We start from the raw sequence: 2,798 nt of genomic DNA, 5'->3' as shown, positions 1-2,798 counted from the left end.
CGGGCCCATGAAGTCTTCGAGCGACTCCACGTTGTGGTCGAACGAGGCGAACACCACGCCACCGCGTGTGGCCACTTTCAGGGGAGTGAGTCCGTGGTCCTTGGGGTCAAAGTCTGCGGGCATGCCGCCATTGACCTTGCCGCCCTGCCGCACACCGCGCCGAAACGGCACGCCCTGCAAATCGCCCTGGAGGGTGTAGCTCCACTGGTGGTAGGGGCAGACAAACTCTTTCTTATTGCCATGGCGCTCGCGACAAAACTGCATGCCTCGGTGGGCGCAAACGTTTTCCACCACATGGATCTGGTCGCCCTCGCTGCGCGTCATGATGACCGAGCGCTCGCCCACCACGGTGCGTTTGAAATCGCCCACGTTCGGTATCTCGGCCTCCAGGCCCACATAACTCCAGTGGCTTTTGTAAAAGAGGCGCTCTAGCTCCTTTTTGTGCCGGTCTTCGTCGGTGTACACGGCAAACGGGACACGGCTGGTGCCGGGCGTTTCCCAGTGGATGGGGTGTTCGGTCATGGCGTCTCCTGCAAATCCTTGACTCGCATCATGCGCAAAACATCGAATTCCGTAAATCGAAATTCAAAGATAATCATTATCCGAATTTCAAATATTGCTCAAATCCTCCATGGAACTTGCCCGACTCGACTTGAACCTGCTGCTGGTGTTTCACCACCTGCTGCGCGAAAAGCGCGTCTCCAGCGTGGCCACCGTGCTGGGCATGAGCCAGCCCGCCGTCAGCAGCGCTTTGGGTCGGCTGCGTGCCAGTCTGGGTGACACGCTTTTTCTACGCACCCAGGGCGGTATGGAACCCACGCCCTATGCCCTGCAGCTGGCCGAGCCCGTGGCTGCCGCACTCGACGGCCTGCAGCAAGCACTGAATGTGCGCGCCTCCTTTGACCCCGTCACCAGCGAGCGCCGTTTCACTTTGGCCATGACCGATGTGGGCGAGATGTATTTTTTGCCCGTGCTGATGGACGCGCTGGCCCAGGCCGCCCCGGGCGTCACGCTGAATGTGGTGGCCGTGACCAGCGCCAGCCTGAAAGACGACATGGCCACGGGCCGCACCGACTTGGCCCTGGGCCTGCTGCCGCAGCTGCAGGCGGGTTTTTTTCAGCAGTCGCTGTTTCGCCAGCCTTATGTGTGCCTGATGCGTGAGGGCCATCCTTTGGCCAGCAAAGACGACTTGACCCTGCCCGACTTTGCCGCAGCCAGCCATGTGCGCGTGATCGCTGCAGGCACGGGCCATGGACGGGTAGACGAAGCGCTGGAACGTCAAGGCCTGCAGCGGCGCATCCGCCTGACGGTGCCGCACTATGTGGCTTTGGGCGATGTGCTGGACCACTCGGACCTGATCGCCACCGTGCCCGAACGCTTTGCCCAGCGCGTGACCCGCCCCTTTGCCCTGACCACCCGCGCCCTTCCCTTGTCGGTAGACGGCAGCGCCATCCACCAGTTTTGGCACGCCCGGCTGCACAAAGACCCCGGGCACCAGTGGCTGCGCACGTTGGTGGCGCAATGCTTTGGCGATGGCAGCAAAACCAGCGCAGAACAAATGGCCTGATTTTTTGGAGAATCGCTCACAGAGTGAGCTCCTACAATTCAAGCCTCAGCTTTAGGCCTTACATGCTCCAATTCGATCTGCTCAAAACCGACCTCTCCAGCCACGCCCGACGCGGCCAGCTCACCCTGAACCATGGCGTGGTGCAAACGCCCATTTTCATGCCTGTGGGGACCTACGGCACGGTCAAGGGCGTGATGCCACGCAGCTTGCACGAAATGGGCGCGCAGATCATTTTGGGCAACACTTTTCACCTGTGGATGCGCCCGGGGCTGGACATCATGCAAGGCTTTGGCGGCCTGCACCAGTTCGAGAAATGGGACAAACCGATCTTGACCGATTCGGGTGGTTTTCAAGTCTGGTCGCTGGGCGATATGCGCAAGATCACCGAAGAAGGCGTGACCTTTGCCTCGCCCGTGAACGGCGACAAGCTGTTCATGTCGCCCGAGGTCAGCATGCAGATCCAGACCATCCTGAACTCGGACATCGTGATGCAGCTCGACGAGTGCACGCCTTACGAGACCAAGGGGCACTTGACCACCGAGCTTGAGGCCCGCAAGTCGATGGAGATGAGCCGCCGCTGGGCCGTGCGCTCCAAAGACGAGTTTGCACGCCTGGAAAACCCCAACGCGCTGTTTGGCATCGTGCAAGGCGGCATGTTCGAGAACCTGCGCCAGGAATCACTCGACGCGCTGGTAGGGATGGACTTCCCGGGTTACGCCGTGGGCGGCGTGAGCGTGGGCGAGCCCAAAGACCTGATGCTGCAAATCATGGCGCACACACCGCACCGCCTGCCCGCACTCAAACCGCGCTACCTGATGGGCGTGGGCACGCCTGAAGACCTGGTGCAAGGCGTGGCCGATGGTGTGGACATGTTCGACTGCGTGATGCCCACCCGCAACGCCCGCAACGGCACGGTGTTCACCCGCTTTGGCGACCTGAAGCTGCGCAACGCCCGCCACAAAAACGACCCGCAACCACTGGACACCAGCTGCACCTGCCATGCCTGCGCGGGAACGTCTGGCGTGTCGTGGGACAACGGTGGCCGAGACGGTTTCAGCCGCGCTTACATGCACCACCTGGACCGCTGCGGCGAAATGCTCGGCCCCATGCTGACCACCATCCACAACCTGCACTACTACCTGAACCTGATGCGCGAAGTGCGCGAGTCGCTCGAAGCAGCGCAGTTCACCCAGTTCAGGGCGCAGTTCAAGAGCGAGCGCGCACGCGGCGT

General features: G+C 61.6%; 3 protein-coding genes. 2 read left to right on the top strand and 1 reads right to left on the bottom strand.

Features of this window, described 5'->3' with window-relative positions:
- A partial coding sequence (locus ACIQ47_RS16330) for a Rieske 2Fe-2S domain-containing protein (protein ID WP_396439084.1) occupies window positions 1–522 on the bottom strand: 522 nt, incomplete at its 3' end.
- Window positions 523–631: 109 nt separating this feature from the next.
- Here ACIQ47_RS16330 and ACIQ47_RS16325 point away from each other — a divergent pair.
- Together ACIQ47_RS16325 and tgt are read left to right on the top strand one after the other, a co-directional pair.
- Window positions 632–1,567: a LysR family transcriptional regulator gene (locus ACIQ47_RS16325; protein ID WP_396439083.1), complete on the top strand. Its 936-nt coding sequence runs from the start codon at window positions 632–634 to the stop codon at window positions 1,565–1,567.
- A gap of 62 nt (window positions 1,568–1,629) precedes the next feature.
- Window positions 1,630–2,798: tRNA guanosine(34) transglycosylase Tgt (gene tgt, locus ACIQ47_RS16320; RefSeq protein WP_396439082.1), on the top strand; the 1,169-nt coding region annotated here is incomplete at its 3' end.

The organism is Limnohabitans sp. (genome assembly GCF_044373035.1).
GTDB lineage: Bacteria > Pseudomonadota > Gammaproteobacteria > Burkholderiales > Burkholderiaceae_C > Limnohabitans_A.
This window is presented reverse-complemented; position numbering and strand designations above follow the sequence as displayed.

What these genes read in the sequence shown, in the direction of transcription:
- ACIQ47_RS16325 (WP_396439083.1), top strand. Translation starts at nt 632, where the DNA reads ATGGAACTTGCCCGACTCGACTTGAACCTGCTGCTGGTGTTTCACCAC.